This window comes from Amycolatopsis sp. NPDC051758 (assembly GCF_044453095.1).
Taxonomy (GTDB): Bacteria; Actinomycetota; Actinomycetes; order Mycobacteriales; family Pseudonocardiaceae; genus Amycolatopsis.
In genome coordinates, this window is sequence record NZ_JBITCJ010000004.1 from 49,324 (window position 1) to 74,088 (window position 24,765).

At 71.6% G+C, this 24,765-nt stretch carries 26 protein-coding genes; 9 read left to right on the top strand and 17 right to left on the bottom strand.

Going from position 1 to position 24,765, the window contains the following annotated elements:
- Nucleotides 1-22: 22 nt before the first annotated feature.
- The gene (locus ACIA5G_RS19660; protein ID WP_395925049.1) at nucleotides 23-1,738 is read right to left on the bottom strand and encodes a hydantoinase B/oxoprolinase family protein; all 1,716 of its coding nucleotides are present in this window, start codon (nucleotides 1,736-1,738) and stop codon (nucleotides 23-25) included.
- Nucleotides 1,735-3,780, bottom strand: coding sequence for a hydantoinase/oxoprolinase family protein (locus ACIA5G_RS19665; RefSeq protein ID WP_395925051.1), 2,046 nt, complete (start codon nucleotides 3,778-3,780; stop codon nucleotides 1,735-1,737). The genes ACIA5G_RS19660 and ACIA5G_RS19665 overlap by 4 nt, the downstream gene beginning before the upstream one ends.
- Nucleotides 3,781-3,940: 160 nt before the next feature.
- On the opposite strand from ACIA5G_RS19665, the gene ACIA5G_RS19670 reads away from it, so the two are divergent.
- Nucleotides 3,941-4,660 carry a GntR family transcriptional regulator gene (locus tag ACIA5G_RS19670; RefSeq protein WP_395925053.1) on the top strand — a complete coding sequence of 240 codons (720 nt, stop codon included), beginning with the start codon at nucleotides 3,941-3,943 and terminating at the stop codon, nucleotides 4,658-4,660.
- A 175-nt stretch (nucleotides 4,661-4,835) separates the two neighbouring features.
- Here ACIA5G_RS19670 and ACIA5G_RS19675 read toward each other — a convergent pair whose 3' ends face one another.
- Nucleotides 4,836-5,948, bottom strand: coding sequence for a pyridoxal phosphate-dependent aminotransferase (locus ACIA5G_RS19675; protein WP_395925055.1), 1,113 nt, complete (start codon nucleotides 5,946-5,948; stop codon nucleotides 4,836-4,838).
- A gap of 47 nt (nucleotides 5,949-5,995) precedes the next feature.
- Nucleotides 5,996-6,757 carry an IclR family transcriptional regulator gene (locus ACIA5G_RS19680; protein WP_395925057.1) on the bottom strand — a complete coding sequence of 254 codons (762 nt, stop codon included), beginning with the start codon at nucleotides 6,755-6,757 and terminating at the stop codon, nucleotides 5,996-5,998.
- A gap of 153 nt (nucleotides 6,758-6,910) precedes the next feature.
- On the opposite strand from ACIA5G_RS19680, the gene ACIA5G_RS19685 reads away from it, so the two are divergent.
- Genes ACIA5G_RS19685 through ACIA5G_RS19695 form a run of 3 tightly spaced genes read left to right on the top strand, consistent with a single transcriptional unit; the run spans nucleotide 6,911 to nucleotide 9,294 of the window.
- Nucleotides 6,911-7,840, top strand: a complete 930-nt coding sequence (locus ACIA5G_RS19685; RefSeq protein ID WP_395925059.1) for a hydroxymethylglutaryl-CoA lyase — start codon at nucleotides 6,911-6,913, stop codon at nucleotides 7,838-7,840.
- Nucleotides 7,841-7,864: 24 nt separating this feature from the next.
- Nucleotides 7,865-8,617, top strand: a complete 753-nt coding sequence (locus tag ACIA5G_RS19690) for a CoA transferase subunit A (RefSeq protein WP_395925061.1) — start codon at nucleotides 7,865-7,867, stop codon at nucleotides 8,615-8,617.
- Nucleotides 8,614-9,294, top strand: coding sequence for a 3-oxoacid CoA-transferase subunit B (locus ACIA5G_RS19695; RefSeq protein WP_395925063.1), 681 nt, complete (start codon nucleotides 8,614-8,616; stop codon nucleotides 9,292-9,294). Before ACIA5G_RS19690 ends, ACIA5G_RS19695 begins: the two co-directional genes overlap by 4 nt.
- Here the strand turns inward: ACIA5G_RS19695 and ACIA5G_RS19700 are convergent.
- Complete coding sequence (locus ACIA5G_RS19700) at nucleotides 9,248-11,221, bottom strand: prolyl oligopeptidase family serine peptidase (protein WP_395925065.1); 1,974 nt, start codon at nucleotides 11,219-11,221, stop codon at nucleotides 9,248-9,250. The genes ACIA5G_RS19695 and ACIA5G_RS19700 overlap by 47 nt on opposite strands.
- 117 nt (nucleotides 11,222-11,338) lie before the next feature.
- The gene (locus ACIA5G_RS19705) at nucleotides 11,339-12,292 is read right to left on the bottom strand and encodes an NADP-dependent oxidoreductase (protein WP_395926452.1); all 954 of its coding nucleotides are present in this window, start codon (nucleotides 12,290-12,292) and stop codon (nucleotides 11,339-11,341) included.
- A gap of 131 nt (nucleotides 12,293-12,423) precedes the next feature.
- Here ACIA5G_RS19705 and ACIA5G_RS19710 point away from each other — a divergent pair, with 131 nt between their 5' ends.
- Nucleotides 12,424-12,825 (top strand): winged helix-turn-helix transcriptional regulator, encoded by a 402-nt coding sequence (locus tag ACIA5G_RS19710; protein WP_395925067.1) that lies wholly within the window; start codon nucleotides 12,424-12,426, stop codon nucleotides 12,823-12,825.
- 10 nt (nucleotides 12,826-12,835) lie between these two features.
- Here ACIA5G_RS19710 and ACIA5G_RS19715 read toward each other — a convergent pair whose 3' ends face one another.
- The gene (locus ACIA5G_RS19715; RefSeq protein WP_395925069.1) at nucleotides 12,836-14,008 is read right to left on the bottom strand and encodes an epoxide hydrolase family protein; all 1,173 of its coding nucleotides are present in this window, start codon (nucleotides 14,006-14,008) and stop codon (nucleotides 12,836-12,838) included.
- Between the two features lie 83 nt (nucleotides 14,009-14,091).
- On the opposite strand from ACIA5G_RS19715, the gene ACIA5G_RS19720 reads away from it, so the two are divergent.
- Nucleotides 14,092-14,667: a CGNR zinc finger domain-containing protein gene (locus tag ACIA5G_RS19720; RefSeq protein ID WP_395925071.1), complete on the top strand. Its 576-nt coding sequence runs from the start codon at nucleotides 14,092-14,094 to the stop codon at nucleotides 14,665-14,667.
- A 3-nt stretch (nucleotides 14,668-14,670) separates the two neighbouring features.
- Here ACIA5G_RS19720 and ACIA5G_RS19725 read toward each other — a convergent pair whose 3' ends face one another.
- Nucleotides 14,671-15,231 carry a TetR/AcrR family transcriptional regulator gene (locus tag ACIA5G_RS19725; RefSeq protein WP_395925073.1) on the bottom strand — a complete coding sequence of 187 codons (561 nt, stop codon included), beginning with the start codon at nucleotides 15,229-15,231 and terminating at the stop codon, nucleotides 14,671-14,673.
- 62 nt (nucleotides 15,232-15,293) lie between these two features.
- Here ACIA5G_RS19725 and ACIA5G_RS19730 point away from each other — a divergent pair, with 62 nt between their 5' ends.
- On the top strand, nucleotides 15,294-16,259 hold the full coding sequence (locus tag ACIA5G_RS19730) for an SDR family NAD(P)-dependent oxidoreductase (RefSeq protein ID WP_395925075.1): 966 nt from the start codon (nucleotides 15,294-15,296) through the stop codon (nucleotides 16,257-16,259).
- Here the strand turns inward: ACIA5G_RS19730 and ACIA5G_RS19735 are convergent.
- Entirely contained in the window at nucleotides 16,234-17,076 is an 843-nt protein-coding gene (locus ACIA5G_RS19735) for an oxidoreductase (RefSeq protein WP_395925077.1), read from the bottom strand. The two genes, ACIA5G_RS19730 and ACIA5G_RS19735, sit on opposite strands and share 26 nt — an antisense overlap.
- 131 nt (nucleotides 17,077-17,207) lie before the next feature.
- Here ACIA5G_RS19735 and ACIA5G_RS19740 point away from each other — a divergent pair, with 131 nt between their 5' ends.
- Nucleotides 17,208-18,041 (top strand): helix-turn-helix transcriptional regulator, encoded by an 834-nt coding sequence (locus ACIA5G_RS19740; protein ID WP_395925079.1) that lies wholly within the window; start codon nucleotides 17,208-17,210, stop codon nucleotides 18,039-18,041.
- 1 nt (nucleotide 18,042) lies between these two features.
- On the opposite strand, the gene ACIA5G_RS19745 is transcribed toward ACIA5G_RS19740, so the two are convergent.
- Together ACIA5G_RS19745 and ACIA5G_RS19750 are read right to left on the bottom strand one after the other, a co-directional pair.
- Entirely contained in the window at nucleotides 18,043-18,663 is a 621-nt protein-coding gene (locus ACIA5G_RS19745; RefSeq protein WP_395925081.1) for an NAD(P)-dependent oxidoreductase, read from the bottom strand.
- Between the two features lie 11 nt (nucleotides 18,664-18,674).
- On the bottom strand, nucleotides 18,675-19,487 hold the full coding sequence (locus ACIA5G_RS19750) for an inositol monophosphatase family protein (protein WP_395925083.1): 813 nt from the start codon (nucleotides 19,485-19,487) through the stop codon (nucleotides 18,675-18,677).
- 141 nt (nucleotides 19,488-19,628) lie between these two features.
- Here ACIA5G_RS19750 and ACIA5G_RS19755 point away from each other — a divergent pair, with 141 nt between their 5' ends.
- The gene (locus ACIA5G_RS19755) at nucleotides 19,629-20,525 is read left to right on the top strand and encodes a LysR family transcriptional regulator (protein WP_395925085.1); all 897 of its coding nucleotides are present in this window, start codon (nucleotides 19,629-19,631) and stop codon (nucleotides 20,523-20,525) included.
- 24 nt (nucleotides 20,526-20,549) lie between these two features.
- Here the strand turns inward: ACIA5G_RS19755 and ACIA5G_RS19760 are convergent, their stop codons facing one another.
- The 6 genes from ACIA5G_RS19760 to ACIA5G_RS19785 all read right to left on the bottom strand — a co-directional run bounded on the left by ACIA5G_RS19760 (nucleotide 20,550) and on the right by ACIA5G_RS19785 (nucleotide 24,711).
- Nucleotides 20,550-21,038: a nucleoside 2-deoxyribosyltransferase domain-containing protein gene (locus ACIA5G_RS19760; protein WP_395925087.1), complete on the bottom strand. Its 489-nt coding sequence runs from the start codon at nucleotides 21,036-21,038 to the stop codon at nucleotides 20,550-20,552.
- On the bottom strand, nucleotides 21,035-21,358 hold the full coding sequence (locus tag ACIA5G_RS19765; protein ID WP_395925089.1) for an HIT family protein: 324 nt from the start codon (nucleotides 21,356-21,358) through the stop codon (nucleotides 21,035-21,037). Before ACIA5G_RS19765 ends, ACIA5G_RS19760 begins: the two co-directional genes overlap by 4 nt.
- Before the next feature lie 163 nt (nucleotides 21,359-21,521).
- On the bottom strand, nucleotides 21,522-22,760 hold the full coding sequence (locus tag ACIA5G_RS19770; RefSeq protein WP_395925091.1) for an amidohydrolase family protein: 1,239 nt from the start codon (nucleotides 22,758-22,760) through the stop codon (nucleotides 21,522-21,524).
- Entirely contained in the window at nucleotides 22,714-23,412 is a 699-nt protein-coding gene (locus ACIA5G_RS19775) for an SDR family NAD(P)-dependent oxidoreductase (RefSeq protein ID WP_395925093.1), read from the bottom strand. Before ACIA5G_RS19775 ends, ACIA5G_RS19770 begins: the two co-directional genes overlap by 47 nt.
- Nucleotides 23,346-24,149, bottom strand: coding sequence for a helix-turn-helix domain-containing protein (locus ACIA5G_RS19780; protein WP_395925095.1), 804 nt, complete (start codon nucleotides 24,147-24,149; stop codon nucleotides 23,346-23,348). The genes ACIA5G_RS19775 and ACIA5G_RS19780 overlap by 67 nt, the downstream gene beginning before the upstream one ends.
- On the bottom strand, nucleotides 24,142-24,711 hold the full coding sequence (locus ACIA5G_RS19785; protein ID WP_395925097.1) for a carboxymuconolactone decarboxylase family protein: 570 nt from the start codon (nucleotides 24,709-24,711) through the stop codon (nucleotides 24,142-24,144). The genes ACIA5G_RS19780 and ACIA5G_RS19785 overlap by 8 nt, the downstream gene beginning before the upstream one ends.
- Between the last annotated feature and the right edge of the window lie 54 nt (nucleotides 24,712-24,765).

The window sequence follows — 24,765 nt, forward strand, 5'->3', positions numbered from 1 at the left end:
TTCCGGACGATCGAACGATGCGTCAGCCGGCTGTTCCGCGCAAGGCGGCCGTGGCGGGGTGGTCGAGCGTGCCGTCGGCGGTGACGACGACGCCGTAGTCCCGGGCCGCGCCCTCGCGGGTCACCTTGCCTTCGGTGACGTCGTCGAGGACTCGCCGCGGTTCACGGGTGAACGGGTCGCCGTGGCCGCCGCCGCCGGCGGTCACGTGCCGGTGCCGGCTGCCCGCCGTCAGTACGAGGTGGGGCTTGGAATCGAGGACGCGCTCACCGGGTTCGCCGGGGTCGAGCAGGTTCAGCGACGGCGTGCCGGGCGCGCCGCCGTCGAGTCCGTAGGGCAGGAACTTGCGGCGGTCGGACCGGATCTGCACGCTCGCTTCGGGCGCGAGGATCGTCATGTCCCGGAAGGTGCTCAGGCCACCGCGGAACCGGCCGGCGCCGCCGGTGTCGGGGAGGTAGCCGTAACCGTCGATGCGGACGTGCCCGGACCGTTCCAGCTCCTCGACCGGGGTGTTGGCGAGGTTGGCGCCGAGCGGGCTGATCCCGTCGACGCCGTCGCGGTCGGGCCGGGCACCCCAGGCGCCGCACAGGATGTCCCAGAGCACCACCGAACCGCCGTCGGCGCCGGTCACGCCGATCGCGACGGAGTCGGGCCCGCCGTCACCCGCGGCGGGCACCCGGGTGGGGAACACCGGGGCGAGGGCGCCGAGCACGGCGTCGATGATGCGGTAGGCCACGAGTCCCCGGGCGCCGCGGGCGGCGGGGCGGCGGCCGTCGAGGATCGAGGCTTCGGGGATGACGAACGTGAACGGCCGGTAGAACCCGCTGTTGGCCGGGATGTCGCGGGCGAGCGCACCCTGGACCGCCGCGTAGGACGCCGACCGCGTGAACGACGCGGTGGCGTTGAGGGCGGAGGCCACCTGCGGCGAGGACCCAGTGAAGTCCAGTTCGATCCCGGTGCCGGACAGCGTAACTGCGACGTGGAACGGGATCGGGCCCGAGCCGAGGCCGTCGTCGTCGATGTGGTCGGTGAACGCGTAGCTTCCGGGAACCGCGTCGGCGAGCGCGGCACGCAGCAGCGTCTCGGAATAGCCGAGCAGTTCGTCGTTGAGTTCCGCCAGGCCGGCGGCGCCGTACCGGGTGGCGAGCGCGCGCAGGCCTTCTCCCCCGGCGTGGCACGCGGCGAGCTGGGATTCGAGGTCTCCGCGCAGCAGTTCCGGCTCGCGGACGTTGCGCAGCACCAGGTTCAGGAAGGGTTCGTTCAGCTTGCCCGCGTCGACCAGGCGGGACGGCGGGATCTGCACACCCTCGGCGAAGATGCTCGTCGACTGGACGGCCATGGACCCGGCGACCCAGCCGCCGACGTCGGCGTGGTTGACCACGGTGACGGCGAAACCCAGCAGGTCCGGCCCGGCGAACACCGGGGCGGCCGCGAAGATGTCCGGCAGGTGCATCCCGCCGCGGGAGGGATCGTTGAGCAGGTAGACGTCGCCCTCGGCGATCCCGTCGCCGAACTCGGCGAGGAACGCCGCCATGGCGTCCGGAATGGACCCGAGGTGCACCGGGCAGGTGTTGGCCTGGGCGATGACCCGGCCGCGGCCGTCGCACAGCGCGGTGGAGAAGTCCATACTGGACGCGACGATCTGCGAGTGCGCGGTGCGCAGGATCGTGATCGCCATCTCGTCGGCGACCCCGGTGACGGCGTTGCGGAAGACCTCGAAGGTGACGGCGTCGCGGATCATGCGGCACTCCAGGTGATGACGAGGGTGTGGAAGCGGTCGCGGTGCACGCGGGCACCCGGCGGCACGAGCGTGGTGGCGTCCATGTCCTCGATGACCAGCGGCCCGTCGACGGGCTCGGCCCCGACGGCCGAGCGCGCGACGACCGGGGTGGGAATCGGTTCGCCGAAACGGCATTCGCGGGTCACCGGTGCCCGGCCGGGGGCCGGCGGCAGCCGCAGTACGTCCTCGAGGGACACCGGGCTGGGCACCGTGCCGCGCACGCGGAGGTTGACGATCTCGACGAGCTCGTCGCCGCCTGCGCGGCCGTAGGTGCGCTCGTGCTCGGCGTGGAACCGCGCTCGTGCCGCCGCGAGCAGCGCTTCGGTCAGTTCGCCGTTGTCGAGCCGGATCCGCAGCTCGAAGCGCTGGCCGCGGTAACGCATGTCCAGCAGGCGTTCGACGACGGCGTCTCCGCCCAGTTCGGCGGTCACCTTCGCGGTCAGCCGCTCGAACTCCGCGGCCGGATCCGGGTGGTGGGGCGCGACTTCGTTCAGCTCGGTGTCGGCGACGAGGAGGCCGAGGCTGCTGAACAGGCCGGGGTGGGCGGGCACCAGCACCGTGGTGATGCCCAGTTCCTTGGCCAGTGCAGCTGCGTAGAGCGGTCCCGCGCCGCCGAAGGCGACCATGGTGGCCTCACGCGGGTCGCGACCCCGCTCGCTGGTGACGGCCTTGACGGCGGTCGTCATGCTCGACACCGCGACTTCGTAAGCGCCGCGTGCGGTGTCGGGGACGTCGCGCCCGAGCTGGTCGGCCACCGGGGACAGGGCTTTGGCGGCCAGGTCGGGATGGATCGCCACGCGGCCGCCGGCAAGCGCGTCGGGACTGAGGTAGCCGAGCGTCACGTTGGCGTCCGTCAGGGTCGGCAGCTCGCCGCCCTGGCCGTAACACGCGGGGCCGGGGCGCGACCCGGCGCTGGCCGGGCCGACGTGCAGCGCGCCGGCCTGGTCGACGGTGATGACACTGCCGCCGCCGGAGCCGACCTCGGCGATGTCGATCGACGGCGTCCGCACCGGGTAACCGGCGCCGGAACCCAGCCCCCGCGCGGCGTTCATCCCGCCGCCGACTTCGTAGTCCGCCGACACGAACGGCTCTCCGTGCTCGATCAGCGACGCCTTCGCGGTAGTTCCGCCCATGTCGAAGGCGACCACGGACGGCAGCTCCAGCAGGCGGGCGAGCTGCCGGACGGCGGTGACCCCGGCGGCCGGGCCGGACTCGATGATCTGCACCGGCCGGTGTGCCACCGAATCCGCGTCGAGCAGCCCGCCGCTCGACTGCATGACCAGCAGCGGCGCGTGCACGCCCGCGGTCCGCAGCCCGGCTTCGAGGCGGGTGAGGTAACCGTGGACGACGGGACCGACGTAGGCGTTGACGGTCGCGGTGCTGGTGCGCTCGAACTCCTGCGGCTGCGGGGAAATGTCCACCGACGCGGTCACGTACACGCCGGGCAGCTCCGCCCGCAGCAGCTCGGCGACGCGCCGCTCCTCGTCTGGGCGGACGTAGGAGTTGAGCAGGCAGACCGCGACGGCTTCGATCCCGTCGGCCCGCAACCGCACGGCCAGGGCCCGGACGTCGGCTTCGTCGGCGGGCGGGGTCAGCCGGCCGTCCGCGGTGATGCGCTGGGCCAGCTCGTGGCGGTGCCGGCGCGCGGCGAGCGGAACCGGCTTGGTCCAGGACAGGTCGTACAGCACCGGCCGGCGCAACCGGCCCAGCTCCAGCACGTCCCGGAAACCCTGCGTGGTGACTACCGCGGTGCGGGCGCCGGCCATCTCGAGGATCGTGTTGGTCGCCACGGTGGTGCCGTGGAGCATCGCGGCCACGTCGGCCGGAGCGGCCCCGGCGGCGTCGAGCACGGCGGTCGTGGCGGTGACGACGCCCGTCCCGTAGTCGGGCGGGGTCGACAGGACCTTCATCGGCACCACTTCGCCGGCCGGGCCGAGGGCGATCACGTCGGTGAACGTGCCGCCGATGTCGGCGCCGACGCGCCAACCGGAACTGGGAACCACGAGGTCTCCTTCGCCGTGTCCAACGTCTGGATGGCACAGTAGGAACCCGTTAAGATATTAGCAAGACGTACTTGAGATATTTTTACTCTCGACACGTACGACCAGGGCGGCACGTCAGGTGTACCGTTCCAGGACCAGACCGCCCCTGAGGGAGCCACCGTTGCGTTACGAGCCCGACCTGATCCGCGAGCACCCGCCGGTGAGCAGCCTGATGGAGAGCGCCTACCGGCGGCTGAAGCGCGAGATCATCGAGCTGGTCCGGCCGCCCGGCGCGAGCTTCACCGAGCTGGAGGTCGCGAAGGTCTACGAGCTGAGCAAGACGCCCGTCCGCGAGGCGCTAGCCCGGCTGCACCGCGACGGCCTGGTCCGCCCGCTGCCCCGGGCCGGCTACGTGGTTTCGACGGTGACCCTCGGCGACGCGACCGACCTGTGCGACATGCGTTCCCTGCTGCAGTCGCAGGCGGCGGCCCTGTGCGCCGAACGCGGACTGCCCGAATCGGACGGCGCGCGGCTGGCCGAACTGGCCGTCGACACCGACGAGGACCAGCTGGGCGGCCCGCGGTTCGAGGAGCGGTTCCGGGCCAACTACGAGTTCGAGTCGATCATCGCCAACGGCGGCGGCAACCACCGCCTGGCCGCGGCCTCGGTCGGGGTGCTCGACGAGATCGAGCGGATCATCCGGCTGAGCATCAAGCTGGATCCGTCGATGCCGCCGGAGAGGATCCGCGAGCGCCAGGCGATCGTGGACGCCATCGCCGCGCGCAACCCGGACGCCGCCCGCGAAGCCATGCAGCGGCGGACCGCGTCCGCCCGGCGGGAGATCGTCGGCGCGCTGGCCGCGAGCCGCTCGATCATCCACGCCGAGATCGGCATGCCCTGACGTCGCTCGCCCACTGACGGTTCCGCCCCAAGGCGGCCTTGGTTGCGTTGAAATAGGTGCTGCGGCGCGAAGCGCCTCCGCTGAGGGTGGTGGCGGGGGCATGGATGGAGCACCGAAGGCGGCCTCGGGTGCGTCTGACGCAACCAATGTGGCCTTGGGGCGCTCTGCCAGGCCGCTAACCGCCCAGCTCCTTGACCAGCACGGCGAGGCGGTTCCCGAGCTCCGCGAGATCGGCCTCGGCGCCGCCGTAGAGCAGGCGCGCGTGCCAGGACGGGCCGTGGAACGCGTCTCCGGCGATCCCCGGGATCCCGTGCCGCAGCAACGCGTCCTCGAGCTCCCGACCACGCAAGCCGAGGGCGGTGAAGTCGGGGAAGAGGAAGATCCCGGAGTCCGGCCGCACGACGGGCAGTCCCGCGGCCTCGACCGCATCGGCGAGCAGGTCACGGCGGCGCCGGAAGGTCGAGTAGACCACGTCGAGCCAGTCCTGCGGCCCGGTGATGACGGCGCAGGCCGCCGCCTGCGGGACGTCACCGACGTTGATCGCGTCCCATTCGAACGCCCGGTGCACCCGGTCCAGGAGCTCCCGCGGCGCGTGCACGTACCCGACCCGCCATTGGGTGAACGCATAGTTCTTGCTGAGGCTGGTCACCGTCACCAGCTCGGGCCACACCTCTCGCAGGGACTGCTGCGGCGTGTAGCCGGGTCCACTGTGGACATATCGGGCGTAGGACTCGTCGGACAGCACCACCAATCCGTGTTCGGCAGCCAGCGAGAGGATCTCCGACAGCTCCTGCCGCGTCGGCGTGTGCCCGGTCGGGTTGTTGGGGTTGCACAACAGGATCGCCCGGGTAGCTGGGGTCACCGCCGCCCGGACGGCATCCAGGTCGGTGGCCCACCCCCGCTCCGGCCGGCTCGGGACGTACACCGGCCGGGCACCGGCCATCCGCACCATGCCGTCGAAGAAGTAGGTCGGCGCGGGCACGACGACCTCGTCACCCGGCGAGAGCAGCGCGCGCAAGACAACGCTCATCCCGTGCTGCGCGCCGTGGGTCACCAGCAGCTCGTGCTCCGGGTCGACGTCCAGGCCGAACTCCTGCCGCAGGTGGTTCGCCACAACACCGCGCAGCTCGGGCCAGCCCCGCGTCTGCCGGGGCAGCACTCGGGCGGCGGCCTCGCGAACCGCTTCCAGCACGTGCTCCGGCATGGGCAACGCAGGAACGCCCGGCATCGGGACGACGGACCACTCTCGCGCGCGCTCGGTCAGGGCCAGCGCCGGAAGCCGCTCCATTTCGCCTCCATAGTATCTCACTATTCAGAGTTGAGATACTAACAGGCTCACGCTTGCAGAGTCTTGGTCAGCCGGTGGGCCTCTTCGAGCAGGAGGGCGCCGAGCTCGGGACGACGGTCGTCGCGGAAGCGGGACTCGACCCCGGTCAGGGTCAGGGCCCAGGCGGGTTCGCCGGCCTGGTCGAACACGGCGGCGGCCATCCCCCAGCTGCCTTCGACAACAAGCCCCGGATTGACGGCGTAACCGAGCTCGCGGGTGCGGGCGATCCGCTCGCGGACGGCGTCCGCCCGGTGCTGCGCGCCCCAGCGGACCGTGAGGTCCGTCCGGCTCAGGTAGTCGTCGATTTCGCGGTCCGGCAGCAGGGCCAGCACAACCTGGCCGGCGGAGACGACCCCGAGCGGGAACCGGGCGCCTTCGAAGAGCACGAACGAGCGGATCGGGAACGCGCCGTCCTCGCGCAGCAGGCACACCGTTTCCTCACCGCGCCGGGCGGAGAAGAACGCGCTCTCGCCGGTCGCGGCGGCGAGGCGGTGCACGCTGGCGCGGGCGTGCCGCGTGACGTCGTAGCGGTTCGCGGCGACCCCGCCGAGCAGGTACAGCTCCGGTCCGAGGTACCACTGCCCGGTCCGGTGGTCCCGGTCCACGTACCCCTCGTCGGCCAGCGCCACGAGCAGCCGGTGGGTGGTCGGGCGGGCCAGCGCGCTCGCCCGCGCGATCTCGGAGGTCGACGCGCCGTCACGCTGGGCGGCCGACAACGCGCGGAGGACCGCGGCGATCCGGCCGATCACGTTCGGAGGAGGAGCAGCCATGGCTCCGATCGTACGTTCACTCAGTGAACGCCTGGGTCGCGATTGCTCGCCTGCCGAGAACTTCCGGCCGCAGAACCGGCAGGTGGTTGACGGATTGTCGCGGTCCGCCGTTCACTGCGACGGCGTTCACTGAACAGACGACAGGAGCGGGTCTTGGACTTCGGTGTCACACCCTTCGACGGCGTCCCGCTGCCGCCCCGGGTGACCCTCTGCGAGGTCGGTCCCCGTGACGGCCTGCAGAACGAGTCCGCGGTGCTGCCCGTCGCGGTCAAGGCCGAGTTCGTCGAGCGCTTGGTCGACGCGGGCCACACGGTTGTGGAGACGACGAGTTTTGTGCACCCGAAGTGGGTGCCGCAGCTCGCCGACGCCGACGAGCTGCTCCGCGCGATCACCGTCGCGCCGGGTGTGCGCTACCCCGTGCTGGTGCCGAACCTGCGTGGCCTCGAGCGCGCCCTCGACCTCGGCGTCCGCGACATCGCGGTGTTCGGCAGCGTCACCGAGACCTTCTCGCAGCGGAACCTCAACCGCACGGTCGACGAGTCCCTCGAGATGTTCGCCCCGGTGGTCGCCCGGGCCCGGGAAGCCGGGATCGGCGTGCGCGGCTACCTGTCGATGTGCTTCGGCGATCCTTGGGAGGGCGAGGTTCCCGTCCTGCGCGTCCTGGACGTGGCCACGCGCATGCGCGCGCTGGGGTGCACCGAGCTCAGCCTCGGCGACACCATCGGCGTCGCCACGCCCGGCCGGGTCTCGGCCGTGCTCGACACCTTGATCGCATCCGGCATCCCGGTCGACTCGATCGCCGTGCACTTCCACGACACCTACGGCCAGGCGCTGGCCAACACCCTGACCGCGATCCGCAAGGGCGTCACGCTCGTCGACGCCTCCGCCGGCGGCCTGGGCGGCTGCCCGTTCGCCGGCAGCGCCACCGGCAACCTCGCCACCGAGGACCTGCTCTGGCAGCTGCACGGTCTCGGCATCGAGACCGGTGTCGACCTGCGGAAGCTGGTCGACACCAGCACCTGGCTGGCCGAGCACCTCGGCCGCCCCAGCCCGTCCCGCACCGTCACCGCACTCGCCGGCTGACCGCGTTTCCTGAGGAGAAGAGGCATGGACAAAGTTGTCACCGCCGAACAGGCACTGACCGGCATCACCGAGGGCGCGTCGCTCGCGGTCGGCGGGTTCGGTCTCTGCGGCATCCCGACCACCTTGATCGAAACCCTGTACAAGCTGGGCGTCAGCGACCTGCGGGTGGTGTCGAACAACTGCGGCGTCGACGACTGGGGGCTCGGGATCCTGCTGGGCGACCGGCGGATCAGCCGCGTCACCGGCTCCTACGTCGGGGAGAACAAGGAGTTCGCCCGCCAGTACCTCGGCGGTGAGCTCGAGGTCGAGCTCTGCCCGCAGGGCACGCTCGCCGAGCGCCTGCGCGCCGGCGGGTGCGGCATCCCCGCGTTCTTCACCCCGGCGGGCGTGGGCAGCCAGATCGCCGACGGCGGCCTGCCGTGGCGGTACGCGGCCGACGGCTCGGTCGCCGTTGCGTCGCCGCCCAAGGAAACCCGGGAGTTCGGCGGCGTCACGCACGTCCTCGAAGAAGCGATCGTCACGGACTTCGCGCTGGTCGCCGCCGCCAAGGGCGACCGGCACGGCAACCTCGTGTTCGAGAAGTCCGCGCAGAACTTCAACCCGCTGTGCGCGATGGCGGGCCGGATCACCGTCGCCGAGGTCCAGGAGCTGGTCGAACCGGGCGAAATCGATCCCGCCCAGGTGCACCTGCCCGGCGTGTTCGTCCAGCGTGTGGTGCACGCCCCCGATCTCGAAAAGCGCATCGAAAAGACGACAGTGACGGAGGTCGGCCGATGAGCCTCACCCGTGCCCAGATGGCCGCGCGCGCGGCCGCCGAACTGCGTGACGGCGAGTACGTCAACCTCGGCATCGGCCTGCCGACGCTGATCCCGAGTTTCCTCCCCGAGGACGTGCAGGTGGTGCTGCACAGCGAAAACGGCATCCTCGGCACCGGCCCGTACCCGGCGCCCGACGCGATCGACCCGGATCTGATCAACGCGGGCAAGGAAACCGTGACCGTGCGCCCGGGTGCGTCGTTCTTCGACTCCGCGCTCTCCTTCGGCATCATCCGCGGCGGGCACCTCGACGTCGCCGTCCTGGGCGCGATGCAGGTCTCCGAACGCGGCGACCTCTCCAACTGGGCCGTGCCGGGCAAGATGGTCAAGGGCATGGGCGGCGCGATGGACCTCGTCTACGGCGCCCGCCGGGTCATCGTCCTGATGGAACACACCACAAAGGACGGTTCCCCGAAGATCCTGCGCGAGAACACCTTGCCCTACACCGGGCTCGGCGTCGTGAACCGGATCATCACCGACCTCGCCGTCATCGACGTGACGGCCGACGGCCTGGTCCTGGTCGAGACCGCACCCGGCGTGTCCGAGGACGAGGTCCGCGCGGCCACGGACGCGCCGTTGCGGGTCGCCGGTGTCACGACGCCGGCATATGCCTCTCGAACCACTGCACCACCCGCGTGAGGAAATCCAGCTGGGCCGGGAAAGCGCGGACCCCGTGCCCCTCCTCGGGGTAGATCGCCAGCACCGACGGGACGCCGTGCGCGAGCAGCGCCTGGTGGAACTCCTGGGCCTGGCCGGGCGGGGTGCAGTTGTCCCGCGCGCCCGCGATGTTCAGGCACGGGGTCCGCGCCTTGCTCGCGTGCAGCACGGGGCTGCGCGTGTGGGCGTTGGTGCCCGGCTGCTCGGGATCGGCGGCGAGGAAGCGGTTGCCCCACCCGGCGATGTTGCTCGTGAAGCTCTGGCTGTACCAGTCGGTCACCGGCGAAACCGGCACCGCGGCCGCGAACCGCGGGTCCTGGGTGACCAGCCACGACGACATGAACCCGCCGTAACTGCCGCCGATCAGCCCGACCCGCGAACCGTCCACCAGGCCCCGCTCGACCAGGGCGTCGATCCCGGAGAGGTAGTCGTGGGTGTCGGCGCCACCCATGTCCCCGACCACGCGCGCGGCGAACTCCTGTCCACGGCCGGAGCTGCCGCGGGGGTTCGGGCTCAGCACGGCGTAACCCCGGTCCACCAGCAGCGGCACCCAGGCGTACCGCATCGACCAGCTGTCCTGGTAGGCCCAGATCGGGCCGCCGTGGATGCTCACGACCAGCGGGAACGGGCCGTCCCCGGCCGGGCGGCACAGGATCCCGTCGATCTCGAGCCCGTCGGGCGCCGTCCAGGTCACGACCTCGGCGCGGCCGGCGACCGAGCGCAGGAACTCCGTCCCCGGGTGGGCCACCGACGCGAGTGTCCGCGCCTCGCGTGATCCGCTCAGCACCAGCTCCGGCGCCAGCTCATAGGAGTCCTGCACGGTCAGGACGCGGCCGTCCCCGGTGAACGCGCCCTGGGGCAGGAACCCGCCACCGGAGCAGGACCGGCTGAGCGAAAACAGCTCGTCGAGCCCGGCGTCGGCGACCTCGACCACCCCGGCTACCGAATCGAGCCGGCGCATCCCGACGTAGCCGAGGCGGTCCGCGTCGACCCACGCCACATCGGTGACGTCGGTGCCCCGCGTGTCGATCCGCCGCACGGCGCCGGTCGCCGGGTCGACGAGCAGGAGGTCGCCGGCGACGAGCCCGCGATCACTGCACACGGCTTCGACCACCGCCACCTGCGCGCCGTCCGGGGAGCCGGCCGGCAGCGCCAGCTGCACGTCGCTGCCGAGCAGCTTGCGCGCGCCACCCTCGAGGTCGATCAGGCTCAGGTGGGCGGTGTACCACTCGTCCTCGCCGGGCGCGTCCGACGCGATCGCCACGACCTGGTCCGGCCCGCACCAGCCGGCTTCCCAGCAGTTCGTCCCGGCCGGCGAAACCTGCGCCGGCTCGCCGGTCGCGACGGTGCAGACCCACAGGCTCCGCCACCCGCCGTCCTGCGTCCCGTCGTCGAGTTTCGGGTACCACGACGGCTTCTCCTCGCTCTGCCGGACGTTGGTGCCCGAGCCCTGGCCGCCGGAGAGGTCCGCGCCGAGCCCGGCCACGCCGAGCAGCACCTTGCTCCCGTCCGGGGACCAGTGGAGGTACTCGACCGTCCCCGGCACTTCGGGCGCCGGCCGCGCCTCCCCGAACCCGCCGACGTCGAGCAGGTACAACTGGAAAACTCCCGCCTTGCGCCGGTCGGACAGGAACGCGAGCGTCCCGCCGTCCGGTGAGAACCGGCCGCACCGCGACGACCCCGGCCCGGTGACCACGGCCCGGAACTCGCCGCCCTCCGCCGTGTACACCGCCGTCCGGGCCACCCCGGACAACTCGTCGAACACGGATCCGGTGACCACGGCCCGGTCCCCGGCCCGGGTCACGTGCGGCTCGCGGATCGAGTGCGGCCGCCCGAACGCGGGCTCGTGCACCGCGCGCAGGAACTCCGCGACCTTCTGCTGGGTTTCGGTGCCCTCCAGGTCTTCCACGCGTGGCCTCTTTCCTCGTCGGCTGCCGGTGTCCCCATCCTCGACCGTGGAGGCCACCCCGCACACCGACGAACGCCGGTCATCCGCACGGGTTCGGGGAGCCGACCCCGCCGAGGCTCAGGAAGCGACGCGCAGGACGAGCTTGCCGCGGGTGCGGTTCGATTCCCCGCGGCGGTGCGCCTCGGCGACCTGCTCGAGCGGGAACACCTCCTCAACCTCCACCGCCACCTCCCCCGCGTCGATCAAGGCGCCGATGGTGGTCAGCGCGGGCCCGTCCGGCTCGACCAGGAACGGGCTCACCCGCTTGCCCTTCGCCTCGGCCGCGGCGGCCAGCTCCGGCGACACACCCGCCGGAACCGCGACAAGGAGCCCACCGGGACGCAGGACGTCCAGCGACCGCGTGCTGGTGTTGTCGTGGGTGTCGCCGACCAGGTCGAGCACCACGTCGACGTCCGAGGCCACATCCTCGAACCGGACGGCGGTGTAGTCGATGAGCTCGTCCGCGCCGAGCTTGGTGAGCCATTCGTGGCGGCCGGCTCGGGCCGTGCCGAGAACGTGGGCGCCGAGGTGCTTGGCTAACTGGACCGCCAGGTGCCCGACACCCCCGGCGGCCGCGTGGATCAGCACACGCTGCCCGGGCTGGACGTGCGCGGTGTCCACCAGGGCCTGCCACGCGGTGAGGGCTGCGAGCGGCACCGCCGCGGCCTGCTCGTGGCTGACGCTCGACGGCTTGCGGGCGAACTGGCGCGCCGGCGCGGTGACGTACTCGGCGTAACCCCCGGCGGCCCGCGGGAACCACGGCATGCCGTAAACCTCGTCGCCCTCCCGCAGCGTCGTGACACCGAAGCCGACCTTCTCCACCACACCGGAGACGTCCCAGCCCAGGACGAACGGCGGCTCGCCGAGCACGCCCGCCATGCCGTCGCCGGCCCGGGTCTTCCAGTCCACCGGGTTGATGCCGGCCGCGTGCACCTTCACCCGGACCTCGGTCGGCAGCGGTTCGGGGCGGGGCATTTGCTGCACCGAAAGGACGTCGGGACCGCCGAAGGTGTGCTGGACAACGGCGCGCATCGAGGCGTCGGACACGGGTTCTCTCCCTGGATGTGATCTTTTCCTGGACCCGGCGAACGTATCGCCAGGGATATAGTTACCCGCAAGGACTAGAACTTCCCAACGGGAAGTATCCAGGTGAGAGGCTTGCCATGACCACCGTGTGCCTGACCGGGCAGCACTCCGACCACGACGTCTACGCCGCGCAGTGCCCGTGCCGGGCGATGCTGGACCTGCTGGCGAACAAGTGGTCCGCCCTGGCCATCGGCGCACTCGAAGACGGCCCGCAGCGGTTCGGCGAACTGCAGCGGCACCTGCAGGGAGTCAGCCCGAAGGTGCTGACCCAGAGCCTGCGGCGCCTGCAGGAGTACGGGCTCGTCGACCGCACGGTCTACCCCGCGGTGCCGTTGCACGTCGAGTACTCGCTCACCGAACTCGGGCACAGCGCGGCCGTGCCGCTGCGGATGCTGCGCAGCTGGGTCGAGGACAACATCGACGGCGCCGCCGGCGCGTCGGCGGCACCCTGCGCGAGCGAGACGACGGCGAAAGGCTGACCTCCGGCGTTCACCGGTGGGCGGCCAGCACCGCCGCAAGGCCCTCTCGCAGATCTTGGACGAAATACCCGGGCACCTCCAGCGACGGGAAATGTCCCCCGGCTTCGGGTGACCGCCACCGGACGATCTGCCGGTACCGCTCCTGCGCCCAGGCGCGCGGGTACTTCTCGATGTCGCGGGGATACATCGTGATCGCCGACGGGACGTCGACGCGGAGTTCGGGGTCGAGCGAATTGTGGCTTTCGTAGTAGATGCGAGCCGCCGACGCGCCGGTCCGCGTCAGCCAATACAGGGTGACGTCGTCGAGAATGCGGTCCCGGGAAATCGTCTCGAACGGGCTGTCTTCGGTGTCCGACCACTCGGCGAACTTGTCGAGGATCCAGGCGAGCAGCCCGATCGGTGAGTCGACGAGCGAGTAGCCGATGGTCTGCGGCCGGGTCGCCTGCTGCTTCGCGTACGCCGCGCGGTGGCGCCAGAAATGGTGGGTCTCCTCGGCCCACCGGCGCTCGGTCGCCGTCAGCCCGTCCGTGGTCTGCCCGGGCAGTCCCTCCGCGAACGTGGTGTGGATGCCGAGGACGTGCTCCGGGAACCGGCCGCCGAGGACCGTGGTGATGTTGCCTCCCCAGTCGCCGCCGTGGGCAACAAACCTGTTGTAGCCGAGCCTTCCCATCAGCTCCACCCAGGCGGCCGCGATCTTCTCGGTGCCCCACCCGGTGGTGGCCGGCTTGTCGCTGTAACCGAAGCCCGGCAACGACGGGACCACAACGTGGAACGCCGGTGCGTCGGCGTCTTCCGGATCCGCCAGCTCGTCCACCACGTCGACGAACTCGGCGATGCTGCCCGGCCAGCCGTGCGTCATGATCAGCGGAGTGGCGTCCGCGCGCGCGGATCGGCGGTGCAGGAAGTGGATTCCCAGCTCGTCGACGGTCGTGCGGAACTGGCCGATCCGGTCGAGGTGCGCTTCGAACGACCGCCAGTCGTACCCGGTGCGCCAGTACTCCACCACATCTACGAGGTCGGCGAGCGGAACACCTTGTCCCCATCGGCCAGGACCCGGCGCGGCGGGATGGACCGTCTCGGCCTCCGGTAGCCGCGCCGCGGCCAGCCGCGCCCGCAGATCGTCGAGCTCGGCGTCGGGCGTGCGGGCTTCGAAGGGTTGTACGTCGCTGGTCGGACGGGACATGAGAACCTCCAGGCCATCGTTGAACCGGCTAAGACGGTTCTAACATGACTCTGCGTCATAAGGCAACCTGCTAAGCTGGTTCCATGCGTGGTCCGTTCCCTGACTTTCGCCTCGGCACCGTGCTGGCGACCAGCTTCACGGGGACACTGTCGGAGCGTCATGGTGACGCTGTGGAGCGGATCCCCACACCGCACCGGCTCGCCGACTGGCTGGCGGTGAACGGCCTCGCCGTGGACTCCTGCACCACCACCCAGCTCGAACTCGCCCGGGAACTGCGCGAAGCGATTCACGCCGCCGCAACAGCGGCCGCGGTCCAGGAAGCTCTCCCCGCGGCTGCCGTCCAAGTCATCAACGACCGCAGCGCTCAGGGCCACCCCGCGGCCGTCCTGACACCCGAGGGTGCACGGCGATGGCAGCTCAGCTCGGCTTCCTGCGTGGAAGACGCCCTCAGCGTGATCGCCGCCGACGCGATCGGCATCATCGCCGGCGAACGGGACGGAAAGCTGGCCCTGTGCGCGTCACCGACCTGCCGGGCCGCCTTCTTCGACACCAGCCAAAGCCGCACCCGCAAGTGGTGTGACATGAACACGTGCGGGAACCGTCAGAAGAAGGCGCGCTTCAACGCCAGTCACCGCAAAAACCCTGACGCGGCAAAGTGATCGTCAGCCGACGAGGAGATCGACCGCGACGGTGAGGCGGGCGAGGTACTTCTCCCGCGTGTCCACCTGGTGCTTCAGCCCGATGGACGTGCTGATCAACGTCTGCGCGACGCGGAGTGCCGAAGCCCGTCCGGACGCTTCGGCGATCGCGTCCGTGACCAGCTCCTCGAAGTGCCTCGGGGCGGTCTCGACGATCGGACCGAGCAGGTCCGGGTTCTGGTTGATGACACCCACGACGTCCCGGCTCAACGCGCCGACGTAACGGCCGGCCCACTGGTCGAACGCGGCCACCAGCCGCCGGCGCAGCGGCCTGCCGGTGTCCGCGAGGAGCTGTTCGGCCGCGGCCAGGTCCCGCTCCAGCGCCCGCGTGACCGCGGCCCGGAACAGCGCCTCCTTCGACTCGAACAGGAAGTACAGGCCCGGCCGCGAGATCCGGGCCGTCCGCGCGACCTCCTCCATGGCGGTCTTCCGGTAGCCGTGGCGGGCGAAGGTGAGCAGCGCCGACTCGAGCACCGCGTCACGGCGGACGGTGTCACGGGCGTTCGACGGGGCTGATCCGGCCATGCCGAAATCCTACGGCCGCTAGACTTACTTTACAAGTTTCGCTTAGTACGTATAGTCGCGAGATGACCACACCGGAGCTCATCACCACCCCTTTCTCGGCCGCTAGCACCGCCGATGACGTGCTCGACGGCGTGGATCTCGCCGGCGTCCACGCCCTCGTGACCGGGGCTTCCTCGGGCATCGGCGCCGAAACGGCCCGCGCGCTGGCCGCCGCCGGCGCCGAGGTGACCCTCGCCGTCCGAAACACGGCCGCCGCGGCCGCCATCACGGGCTCCCGGGTTGTGCACCTCGACCTGGCCGACCAGGCAAGCGTCCGGCGATTTGTCGACGCGTGGGACGGTCCACTGCACGTCCTCGTCGCCAATGCCGGAGTTGTCACCGGAGGACTCGCCCGCACGGCGGAGGGGTGGGAGCTGCAGTTCGCGACGAACCACCTCGGGCACTTCGCGCTCGCCACCGGCCTGCACGGCGCGCTCGCCCGTGGAGCCGCGGACCGCGGTGAGGCCCGGATCGTCTCGGTCAGCTCGACGGCCCACATGCGCGCCGGCGTCGATTTTGCCGACCTGCACTTCGAACACCGGGACTACGACCCCCAGATCGCTTACGCCCAGTCGAAAACCGCGAACTCGCTGTTCGCGGTCGCGGCCACCGAGCGGTGGCACGCCGACGGCATCTACGCGAACGCCGTGAACCCCGGCGGAGTCGCAACCGGACTGCAGCGGAACTTCACCGCACGGCAGAAGGAATCCCTCGCCGCGGCCGAAGCCGCCGGGGTCTTCACGTACAAGACCGTCGAGCAGGGAGCCGCGACCACGATGGTCGCCGCCGTCGCCCCGCAGTTCGCCCGGACGGGCGGTCACTACCTCGACGACTGCCAGGAGGCCTACACCGTGCCCGACCACGCCGACCTCGCCGATCACCCGCACGGTGTGAAGCAATGGGCGCTCGATCCTGCCCTCGCCGACCGGCTCTGGACCGTGTCGGCGGAATTGGTCGGCAACGTCAGGCCAACTCCGTGCTCTTGCTGAGCTCCTCCCAGCGACTGAAGTCGCGCTCAAGAGCGTCGAGCTTGCCTCGGGCGATCTTCAACGCCGCGGTGCCGAGCAGCAGTCGCAGCGGGGGTTCGTCGGCCTCGAGCACGGTGACGACGGCCGCCGCCGCGCGGGCCGGGTCGCCCGGTTGGCTGCCGTACGTGGCCAGCGTGGCCTCGCGGCGCTTGCCCGCCGTCTCCGCGTAGTCCTCGAGGTGGATCGCGGACTGCTGCATCGACGGGCCGGACCAGTTGGTGCGGAAGGCGCCGGGCTCCACAATGGTCACTCCGATGCCCAGCGGCGCGACCTCGGCGGCCAGAGACTCCGACAACCCCTCCACGGCGAACTTGGTCGCGTGGTAGTACCCGGTGGCCCCGAACCCGGCCAGCCCGCCGAGCGACGAGATGTTGACCACGTGTCCCGCACGCCGGGCGCGCATGCCGGGGAGCACGGCCTTGGTCACCTCGACGAGCCCGAACACGTTGGTGTTGAACAGCGCGCGGACCTCGGCGTCGTCACCTTCTTCAAGAGCGGCCAGGTAGCCGTAGCCGGCGTTGTTGACCAGGACGTCGATCCGGCCGAAGGCTTCTTCGGCGTGCTTGACCGCGGCGGCGATCTGCGAAGGGGCCGTCACGTCGAGGGGCAGCGCCACCGCCCGGTCACCGTGCCGGGCGACGAGGTCCGCAACCGTCCGCGGGTCGCGGGCGGTGACCGCCGCGCGCCAGCCGCGGTCGAGGACGTGGGTGGCGAGTGCGCGGCCGAGGCCGGTGGAACAGCCGGTGATGAACCAGACCGGGGATTCGGTGAGTGCCATGAGAACTCCACGAGGTAGCTGATGGGAACGACCCCAGGTTCGGTCGCGGCGAGCCGGGCTACCAGTCGTCGGGTCTTCCTGGGACTACTGGTACCAGGCAGATCCGGCGGTGCCGGCGCACACTGGACGGCATGGCGAACGCGGAATTCGGGCAGGCGGTGCGACGCTGGCGGGACCGCGTCTCACCGGAGTCCGCCGGGCTGCCGGCCGGCGGGCACCGGCGCGCGGCCGGGTTGCGCCGTGAAGAACTGGCCATGCTGGCCGGGATCTCCGCCGACTACGTCACCCGCCTCGAACAGGGCCGCGCGTCCCACCCCTCGGCGCAGATCATCGAAACCCTGGCGAGGGCCCTGCGGCTGTCCCGGACCGAGCGGGCGCACCTCTTCCACCTCGCCGGGCTGACCCCGCCCGGCCCGGACACGGTGCCCGCGTACCTCACACCGAGCGTCCGGCGCCTGATGGACCGGCTGACCGGAACCCCGGCCGCGGTGTTCGACGCGGCTTGGACGCTCCTGGTTGCCAACCCGGCGCACACGGCGCTGATGGGCGAACCGCGCGGGCCCGGACGGAACGCGGTGTGGCGCAACCTGCTCGGCCCGGGCACCCGGGTCCGGCACACGCCGGAGTCCCAGCGTGTGATGGAAGCCATGCTGGTCGCCGACCTGCGGGCCGCCGCCGGGCAGTACCCCGCGGATCGCGGGCTGCGCCGGCTGGTCGCCGAGCTGCGCGCGAACAGCGACCGGTTCGGCGAACTGTGGGACTCCGGCGCGGTCGGCCACCACGAGACCGCCCGGAAGATCGTCGACCACCCGCAGGTGGGCCCGGTGACGCTGGACTGCGACACCCTCACCGTGGCCGGCAGCGACCAGCGCATCATGCTCTACACCGCCGAACCCGGCACCGAAGACGCCGAACGCCTCGCGCTGGTCACCGTGCTCGGCACCCAGACCCTCACCGCCGGTTAGGTCATCGCTCCAGCGGCACCGCGACACGACCGCCGTACCGCCGCTGCTCGGCCTCGTCCAGCATCGCCGCCGCCACCGTGGCCCGGCTGACCCGCGCCGGGAAGAACCGCCGCGGAGCCGATTCGAGTGGCACCGTGCGCCGGGTCGGGCTGCGCTCTCCGTTGGACAGCGGCCCGGCGTGGAAGACCGCGCCGCCGCTGCGCCGCACGGTCACGTCCGCGGTGGTGCGGTCGTCCATTTCGCTCTTCATGAACGCCTTCAGGAGCCCCCGCGTGAACGCGCCCGCGTACTGAGCCGACTCGCCGGTGCCGAAGGCGGCGAGCCAGACGATGAAGTCCGGTCCGGCGTCGACAGCCGCGCGGGCGCCCGCCGTCAGCACGCCCGGTGCGTCCTTGCCGCTGATCCCGAGTCCGGAAAGGACGGTCCTCGCGCCCTTGAGCGCCCGGCCGATGGACTCCGGGTCGAGGACGTCGCCGGCGACACGCAGCAGGCGGTCGGACGCCGGCAGCGTGATCCGGTCCGGGTTGCGGGCGACGGCCGTGACGGTGTGCCCGCGCTCCAGGGCCTGGCGGGTGAGCTCGGCTCCGGTCGCGCCGGTGGCGCCCAGGACGGTGATTTCCATGGTGGTCCCCTTCAGTTCACTGTGGACAGAGCGCCGAGCGCCTCGGCGTGGAGACCGGGCGCACTGGCGAGGATGTCGGCGCTGCCGGGCCGCCAGGGCGCGCCGGCGAGGTCGGTCACGATCCCGCCCGCTTCCGTGACGAGCAGGGCGCCGGCCGCGACCCCGGGCAGCGTCGGCCGGTACTGCCAGAAGAGATCGGCGTGCCCGGCCGCGACGAGCAGCATCGGGAACGTCGACGGCACGGTCGCGCGGACCAGCAGGGCCCGGCCCAGCATCACCGTGATCGAATCGCCGATCCGCCGGTAGGTTTCGCGCTGGCCGGCCTCGGCCTGGCCGGTGGTGGTGATCGCGGCGCCGAGGTCGGACTTGGCGGAGACTCGCAGGCGCCGGCCGGCCGCGAACGCGCCGCCGCCGCGGACGGCGCTGTGCAGGACGTCGCCGACCGGCTGGTACACCGCCGTCAGCACCGGGACGCCGTCCCGCAGCAGGGTCGCGCTGACACACCACTCCGGCAGCCCGTGCACGTGGTTGACGTTGCCCTCGACCGCGTCCACCGCCCACCACTCCCCCGGCGGCAGCTCGGCGGTTTCCGTCTCCTCGGTCACCCACTTCGCTTCGGGCCGCGCTGCGGCAAGAGCGAGGTGCAGGTCGTCGATCGAGGCTTGTTCGTTCTCGTCGATCGCCGCGCGCAGAGCGGCACTGTCAGCCGGGCGTGCGTCGGGCGAATAGCGCGCCAGCAGCCGGGAACCGGCCCCGCGCACCGCGTCCACGACGGCCGCCAGCACGGCGGTGTCCTCGGTGGTGTTCTGCGGCAAAGTTGTCATGGTGTTCCTGTTCGACCGGGAGAAGGTGTTGTCTTCGACGGTAGGCAGAAAAGCCGTTGACTTCAAATGCATTCTTTGCACTCGGAGGTTTACCCAGACGCAATCGACTGGCGGGTACCACGGCCGCAGTACGATCCGGGCATGCACCTGGACCTGAACCTCCTGACGGCGCTCGACGCGCTGCTCGAGGAGGCCAGTGTGGCCGCGGCCGCCGATCGCCTGCACCTGTCGTCACCCGCGATGAGCCGGACCCTCGGCCGGATCCGGCGGGTCACCGGCGACCAGATCCTGGTCCGGACCGGCCGCACGATGACGCCGACGCCGTACGCGCTCGCGATCCGGGCCCAGGTCCACGATCTGGTGCAGCAGGCCGAAAGTGTGCTCGCGCCGGAACGGGAGCTCGACCTGGCCGCGCTCGACCGGGTCTTCACGGTGATCTCGCACGACGCGATCACCACCGCGGTGGGCCCCCGGCTCATCGCGGCCGTCCACCGCGGCGCGCCGAACGCCCGGTTGCGCCTGCTCGCGGAAACCCGTTCGGACAACCACGAACTGCGCCGGGGTCAGGTCGATCTGGAACTCGGCAGCGCGGCCCCGGAGGCACCCGAAATCCGGTCGGAGACGTTCTTCGAGGATCGGCTGGTGCTCGCCGTCGCCCCGGATCACCCTTTCGCCAAAAGAAAGCCGACCCTGCGCCGGTACGCCGACGCAATGCACGTGCGGATCACCCGGCGAGGGCGGCTGCACGACCCGATGGACGACGCCCTCGCCGAGCACGGTCTTGAACGCCGGGTCGTCGCGACCGCCCCGACCGGCACGGCGGCCCTCGGCGTCGTCCGGCTCGGCGAGTTCGTCGTGGCCGTGCCGGAACGGATGTGCGCGGGGCTGGTCGAGGCGCTGGGCCTGGTGACCGTGCCGCTCCCGATGCCGATCCCGCCGGTGCCGCTGGTGGGGTGCTGGCACCAGCGGTACGAAAACGACAAGGCGCACCGGTGGCTCCGGGAGCGCGTCCGCGAAGTTCTCCACGAACTCGGTTGACCTGCTTCGCCGTAACTCGCCGAGTTACCCGGACGCGCTTCTCGCGACGACCTCCAGCGCGGTCGTGACGGTGCTGTCCAAAGTGGTGCGGACGGGTACGCCGTACCGGTGCGCAACGTGGACGAGGTAGCGGTTGCGCTCCGGGTCCGGGCAGTCGGGCGGCGCGCCCAGCACCGCCTTGCCGCTCCGGACGTCGAGGCCGAACTCCACGTTGGTCGTCATCCCCGGCATCGTCACCATGTCGCGCGGGATCCAGAACAGGATGGCGCCGGCCACGTCGCGCGCGGCGAACTCCCAGTCGACCTGGTCCTCGTACCGATCGGCGCGCCGGCCGCCCCGGGATTCGGGGTTGAACACGGTCAACGTCCGGGCGCCGGCCCAGAGCGCGGCCACGATCTCGAGCGCGGCGGGCCGCCACGACAGCACGGGATCAAGCGCGGTCGGACCGGCGAGGAACAACGACGGCCCGCCGGCCGGGATCGGTTCACGCGCCATCACCACGTGCACGGTCACGACGGGTCCGCCTGCGGGCTCCACGGCAGGGCCAAGCCGTCGTCGGCCGTGCGTGGCACGACGTGGACGTGGAGGTGGAACACCGTCTGGGTCGCGACCGCACCCTTCGAGGTGATCAGGTTCGCCGCCGGCAGCCCGGCCATCAGCTCGGCGGCGCGGCGCATCACGGCCGCGGTGGTCGCGGGGTCGGCGCCGGCGTCCGGGACGTGCTTGCGGGACAGGACGAGGAGGTGTCCCTCGGCGACCCCGCCGCGGCGCGGGACGATCGCGACGGCGTCGTCCCACGTCCGCACGACGACCGCCGGCGTCCGCCCGGCCACCACGGCACAGAACGCACAGCCGGGCACTCGTCCGCGGGGATCTTGACCAGGCACGGCTTTTCCCTCGCTGCTCTCCCCATCGCGGTGCTGACCCTAGATCATCAGCGGCGGGTTCGGGAAGAGCGGCACCGTTGCCCGAAGCGGACGGCTCCGGCCCGGGTCCTCAAAGGACGGTTCCCCGCACCAGGACGCCGCCCTGCCACACCGAGCGGATCAGCTCCGGCAGCGAACCCAGCTGGCCGGCCGAACCGAGGTCGCCGTCGAGCACCACAAGATCGGCCAGCGCACCCGGGCGCACCCGGCCGACCCGGTGGTCGCCGAGCAGGTCGGCGGCGGTGGACGTGGCGGCCGTCAGCACCCCTTCCAGGCTCAGCCCACCGGCCGCCATGAGCGGCAGCTCCTCGAGGCTGCTGCCGTGGGGCCCCATGCCCGCGTCGGACCCCATCGCGATCCGCACCCCGGCCGCGACGAGCCGGGCGAAGGCGTCCTGGTGCGCGTCGGCCGCCTCCTGCGCCTTTGCGATGACCTGGGGAGAAGTGACCCGCCCCTCGGCCGCGGCACGCAGGACTTGCCGGGGCGCGGTCAGCGTGGGCACGACGACCGTGCCGTGCTCCACCATCAGCTCGATGCCTTCGTCGTCGACGAAGATGGCGTGTTCGACGGACCGGACCCCGGCGCGTACGGCGTTGCGGATGCCCTTGGCGCTGTGGGCGTGCGCCAAGACGTAACTGCCGCGCTCTTCCGCTTCTTCGACCGCGGCGCGCAGCTCCGGCTCGGTGAACTGGGCGTGCCGGGAGTCGTCGGTGGGGGACATCACCCCGCCGCTGGCGCAGATCTTGATCTGGTCCGCGCCGGCCCGGAACAGCGTCCGGACCAGCTTGCGCACCTCGTCGGGACCGTCGGCGATGGCGGGCGGGTTGCCCGGCGACGTCGGCCAGAGCGGCAGGACGCTGCCCGAGGGCTGCCAGAAGTCGCCGTGCCCGCCGGTGGTGGAGATGATGCCGACCGAGATGCGCGTCCGGGGACCGGGCAGGAGTCCTCGGGCGAGCGCGGCGCGCAGGCCCGCGTCGGCGCCGCCGGCGTCCCGCACGCTGGTGACCCCGGACTCCAGGAGCGCGCGGGCGTTGCCGATCGCTTCGTAGTACGGCAGGGAAAACGGCTTCGCCGCGTAGGCGCCGGGATCGGTCTCGCTGATCATGAGGTGCACGTGGCAGTCGATGAACCCGGGCACCACGGTCTTCCCGGCACACTCGACGGTGGCGACACCCTCCGGGACGGGCGCCGACGCCGTCGGGCGCACCGCCGTGATCCGCTCGCCCTCGGTCACGACGTCGTGCGGGCCGGGCAGGAAGTGCTCACCGTCGAAGACCTTGGCCGAGCGGAAGACGGTCGAACGAGCCAAGACGTGCTCCTCGGGAGGTGGCGGGATCCTGCCGCCGAATATCGCCTGCCGCACCGACTGTCCGCTTCGGACGATGGGACGAACGCGCCGGGGCTGGTTCGTCCACCGGGACGAGTTGTCGAAACAGCAACAAACTTGGCGGCCTGCGGGCGTGCTGCCGCACAGTGTCGGGGTCCGCCCGCGGCCACCGGGCCGTGGCCGAGCTGCGGGCCACCGGTGCCGCCGACTTCCTCCCCGCGGACCTGTCCACCTTCATCGGGACGCGCGAGCCGGCCACGCAGGCGCTCGAGGCCCGCGCCGCGACAAGGCCGGGCAGCAGCCGCTGGACCAGCTGGAACGGCACGCCGAGGTTGACCCGCACCATCGAGTCGAAGTCGGCGAGCGTGGTTTCCGCCCGCGGTTTCAGGTGGGTGACACCCGCGTTGTTGACCAGGATGTCGGCGGTGAGGGCGGCCGGGATGTCCACCCGGTGCCTCGGCCTCGACGCCGGATCGAGCGACCGCGACCGGGTCGTCGCGGTGGTCCTCGACGGGCTGCGCGCTTCCGGGCACGCCCCGCTGCCCGGCGAAGAACCTCGCTGAAGTCTCAGAACCCGCCGGAGGCCAGCCGTCGCGCGTGCTCCCGGGTCTCTTCGTTCATCGGGAAGAAGCACTCGATGCGCAGCTCCTGCAGCGTCACGTCCTGCGGTGTGCCGAGCGTGGTCACGGTGGAGAAGTAGGCGAACCGGCGGTCGCCGTGCGCGTAGCGGATCGGCACGATCGGCAGCACCGGCGTGGCCGCGTCGAGGGACCGCAGTGACGCGGGCACACCGGGGTAGTCCAGGACCTCGTCGAGGATCCGCTGAGCGCGTTCGTCGGTGACACCGCCGAGTGCCTCGCGACGCACGCGCCGGACCAGGGCCTCGGCGACCTCCGGCCAGTTCGTGACGTGCCGGCGGACACCGTCGGGGTGGAACATCCGGCGGAGCACGTTCGCCGGCCCCGGAGCCGCTTTGGGTTCTCCCGCCTGGAGAAAGGCGAAGAAGCGGCGGGCGGCGGTGTTCGTGTGCCGGATGTCCCAGCTCCGGTCCATCACCAGCGCCGGAAAGGGTTCCTGCTGCGCCAGGATGGTGTCGAGCGCGCCGCGGACGGCGGCGAGCGCGGGCGCGTCCAGTTCGGACTCCGGGTACTCGGGCGAGAACCCGGCCTTGAGCAGCAAGGTGTTGCGTTCGCGCAACGGCACGTCGAGCACCTCCGCGAGCTTGAGCACCATGGCCCGGCTGGGGTTCGCGCGCCCGGTCTCGAGGAAGCACAGATGACGGATCGAAACGGCGGCCTCGGCGGCCAGCGCGAGCTGGCTCAGCCGCCGGGCGCTCCGCCAGTGTTTCAGCAGTGGACCGACGTCAGACACCGCTCGAGTATCCCGCAGTCCACGCGTGCGGCCGCACCGCCGCTTCCAGCGGCGGCCGGGCGACATTGGCGGCGTAGTTCGTCATCGTCGAGATCGCCACGCCGGTGATCACCTCGAACAGCTGCCCCGCGGTGAAGCCTGCCGACTTGAAGGCCGCCACGGCCGCCTCGTCGAGGTGCCCGCGGTTCTCGATCAGCGCGCGGGTGAGCGTCGCCAGCGCCGCCATCCGCGGGTCGTCGGGCAGCTCCCCGCGGCGCAGGGCTTCGACCACCGGCGGCTCGACGCCGTCCGCGAGCGCCTCCAGCGTGTGGAACGCGACCGCCCACTCGGAGTCGTTGGCGACGGCGTTGGAAAGCAGCAGGACCTGCCGCTCGTCCGGGCCGAAGGAGCCGCCGCCCCGGAAGTTCCCGAACGCGGCGAAGAAGGAGTTCAGCAACACCGGTGAGTTCGCCATCAGGCCGGCCCCGTTGGGGACGAAGCCGAAAGCGTCCCGCAGGGCCGACAGCGGCTCCTTCGCGGAGTCGGCAGCGGTGTCGGCGGTGTGGATCAGGTACTGGGTCATGACACGGAGTCTGCGACGGCCGTGACGGCCAACCAATTCCCTCGGAGGTAAATG

What these genes read in the sequence shown, in the direction of transcription:
- ACIA5G_RS19755 (WP_395925085.1), top strand. Translation starts at nt 19,629, where the DNA reads ATGCACCTGGACCTGAACCTCCTGACGGCGCTCGACGCGCTGCTCGAG.
- ACIA5G_RS19735 (WP_395925077.1), bottom strand. Translation starts at nt 17,076, where the DNA reads ATGGCACTCACCGAATCCCCGGTCTGGTTCATCACCGGCTGTTCCACC.
- ACIA5G_RS19715 (WP_395925069.1), bottom strand. Translation starts at nt 14,008, where the DNA reads ATGTCCCGTCCGACCAGCGACGTACAACCCTTCGAAGCCCGCACGCCC.
- ACIA5G_RS19690 (WP_395925061.1), top strand. Translation starts at nt 7,865, where the DNA reads ATGGACAAAGTTGTCACCGCCGAACAGGCACTGACCGGCATCACCGAG.
- ACIA5G_RS19725 (WP_395925073.1), bottom strand. Translation starts at nt 15,231, where the DNA reads ATGGCCGGATCAGCCCCGTCGAACGCCCGTGACACCGTCCGCCGTGAC.
- ACIA5G_RS19680 (WP_395925057.1), bottom strand. Translation starts at nt 6,757, where the DNA reads ATGGCTGCTCCTCCTCCGAACGTGATCGGCCGGATCGCCGCGGTCCTC.
- ACIA5G_RS19705 (WP_395926452.1), bottom strand. Translation starts at nt 12,292, where the DNA reads ATGCGCGCCGTTGTCCAGCACACCTTCGGCGGTCCCGACGTCCTTTCG.
- ACIA5G_RS19695 (WP_395925063.1), top strand. Translation starts at nt 8,614, where the DNA reads ATGAGCCTCACCCGTGCCCAGATGGCCGCGCGCGCGGCCGCCGAACTG.
- ACIA5G_RS19750 (WP_395925083.1), bottom strand. Translation starts at nt 19,487, where the DNA reads ATGACAACTTTGCCGCAGAACACCACCGAGGACACCGCCGTGCTGGCG.
- ACIA5G_RS19710 (WP_395925067.1), top strand. Translation starts at nt 12,424, where the DNA reads ATGACCACCGTGTGCCTGACCGGGCAGCACTCCGACCACGACGTCTAC.
- ACIA5G_RS19785 (WP_395925097.1), bottom strand. Translation starts at nt 24,711, where the DNA reads ATGACCCAGTACCTGATCCACACCGCCGACACCGCTGCCGACTCCGCG.
- ACIA5G_RS19675 (WP_395925055.1), bottom strand. Translation starts at nt 5,948, where the DNA reads ATGGAGCGGCTTCCGGCGCTGGCCCTGACCGAGCGCGCGCGAGAGTGG.
- ACIA5G_RS19720 (WP_395925071.1), top strand. Translation starts at nt 14,092, where the DNA reads ATGCGTGGTCCGTTCCCTGACTTTCGCCTCGGCACCGTGCTGGCGACC.
- ACIA5G_RS19730 (WP_395925075.1), top strand. Translation starts at nt 15,294, where the DNA reads ATGACCACACCGGAGCTCATCACCACCCCTTTCTCGGCCGCTAGCACC.
- ACIA5G_RS19660 (WP_395925049.1), bottom strand. Translation starts at nt 1,738, where the DNA reads ATGATCCGCGACGCCGTCACCTTCGAGGTCTTCCGCAACGCCGTCACC.
- ACIA5G_RS19740 (WP_395925079.1), top strand. Translation starts at nt 17,208, where the DNA reads ATGGCGAACGCGGAATTCGGGCAGGCGGTGCGACGCTGGCGGGACCGC.
- ACIA5G_RS19745 (WP_395925081.1), bottom strand. Translation starts at nt 18,663, where the DNA reads ATGGAAATCACCGTCCTGGGCGCCACCGGCGCGACCGGAGCCGAGCTC.